Below are 276 nucleotides of genomic sequence, written 5' to 3'. Positions count from 1 at the left end.
ATTAGGATAGGCAAATTTAGTAACGGTTACGTATTTACTTTCTTTGCTTTTGTATTTTGAGCTTTTTTCGACTTTAACAGGATTTGCTATACCATTTTCCAGATTATAAGTCAGTGCTTTTATTTTATTTAATGTTTCATGATTGTTTCCACTCTGATATAAAGGGATCTCGAGATTCAACCAATCTTCAGCTTTATCTTTGTTATAAATCTTTACTCTGTAAAAATATGTTTTATACAGGTTCCCTGTTGTAGCATCAATCATAAAATGAACCGA

Annotated in this window: 1 protein-coding gene; it reads right to left on the bottom strand. The window is 30.1% G+C overall.

Going from position 1 to position 276, the window contains the following annotated elements:
• Positions 1–264: hypothetical protein (locus SB764_RS39900; protein ID WP_410866735.1), on the bottom strand; the 264-nt coding region annotated here is incomplete at its 3' end.
• Between the last annotated feature and the right edge of the window lie 12 nt (positions 265–276).

It is taken from the genome of Paraburkholderia sp. SIMBA_027, from assembly GCF_046535315.1.
Classification (GTDB): domain Bacteria; phylum Pseudomonadota; class Gammaproteobacteria; order Burkholderiales; family Burkholderiaceae; genus Paraburkholderia; species Paraburkholderia tropica.
Note: the sequence above shows the minus strand (reverse complement) of the source record. Positions and strands in the feature narration are given on the sequence as shown.